The following is a 1,229-nucleotide window of genomic DNA, read 5'->3' as shown; positions in this document are numbered from 1 at the left end:
TGACTCTTTCAGCAGAATCAGGCATTGAGTCATCTTACCGCGTTGTGTCCCTCATCTCCCCCGAAATTTTTCGCTCTCCTAAGAGGTAGCGGCGTTTGCTTTCTAGCACTGTTTCGCTACTCGGTATGGGTCGCTTGTCTGCTTCTTGGATCGGGCGGCGTTGGTACAAAAACCCGTGGTCGGCAGTAATAATGACGTTTGTACCGTTGATAGAATTACAGATTTTCTTGACTAGCCGTAGCAGTTCGCTAATTGCCTGTTCGCAAGCTGAGAATACTTGACGTTCGCTCGATGCCTTATCTCCAATTGCATCAATGACGTTGTGATAAATGTAGATGAGGCGATACGGTTGTACCGCAGCCCGTCCCTCGTCTGTATTCATCGCTAGTAGGTCTTTAGCATCGATCGCCGTAGCTTCTACACGGCTATTTTGATTCAATATCTTTTGCCTTGCGATCGCTCCTTTGGTACTCAGCCCATCGAGTAAAACATCGTCACTAGCTGGAATAAGTTCTAACTTCGACCCTGGAAGCAGTGCTGCCATTCCCAATCGCGTCACGCTGGGTAAAACTCCAAATTGCGCCTCTATACTAGTTTCACCTCTAATTTCTTTCTGAATTACCTCTTGGAGTTCGCTGGCGACTTCGTAGCGCAAGGCATCGGAAATAATCACAAATGCTTTCTCGCGATCGCTCCGTTCTAAAATTGGTAGCACGTACCTAGCAAAAAACTTGGTTTGAGAAGCTATACTTGCCAATTCCCAACGTTCGTCAAGGGCATTAGACCAAGCATCTCCTAGCTCATCCAAAAACCATTGGGTGTATAAATTCTCTACGTCTTCAATTAAGCCCTTCAGGATATCCCCATGAGCATCATCACTCTTCGTAATAAAGTGGCGGTATGCTCGGTCAAAGGAGTGTAAATCGCTAGCATAGGCTTTGAACAGGGTAGGTGCAGGCTGGCGGAATCCTTCGGTATACTGCTGCTTAAATTCCAACAGCGCGATCGCGGCTTCTATGGCTTGGTAAATCTTCTCATACTTGGAAAACCAAATTAGAGTGTGACGCGCCTGTAACCAATTGCGCCAAGGGGCTAGTTGTGCTGTTGGCTGCCCTATCTGAGAACGTAGTGTTTTGACGCAGGTACGAATTACTACCTAGAGCAGAGATTGGTTAACATAGAAAGGTAGCTAAGTCTGGAATCAGCCATGAAACTCAAAGACGCTCGCT

Annotated in this window: 1 protein-coding gene; it reads right to left on the bottom strand. The window is 46.8% G+C overall.

The window, feature by feature from the left end:
- Positions 1–34: 34 nt before the first annotated feature.
- Positions 35–1,150 (bottom strand): BREX-1 system phosphatase PglZ type A, encoded by a 1,116-nt coding sequence (gene pglZ / locus DSM107010_RS37735; protein ID WP_199756069.1) that lies wholly within the window; start codon positions 1,148–1,150, stop codon positions 35–37.
- Positions 1,151–1,229: the final 79 nt, after the last annotated feature.

Source organism: Chroococcidiopsis cubana SAG 39.79, from assembly GCF_003991895.1.
Lineage (GTDB): Bacteria > Cyanobacteriota > Cyanobacteriia > Cyanobacteriales > Chroococcidiopsidaceae > Chroococcidiopsis > Chroococcidiopsis thermalis.
Note: the sequence above shows the minus strand (reverse complement) of the source record. Positions and strands in the feature narration are given on the sequence as shown.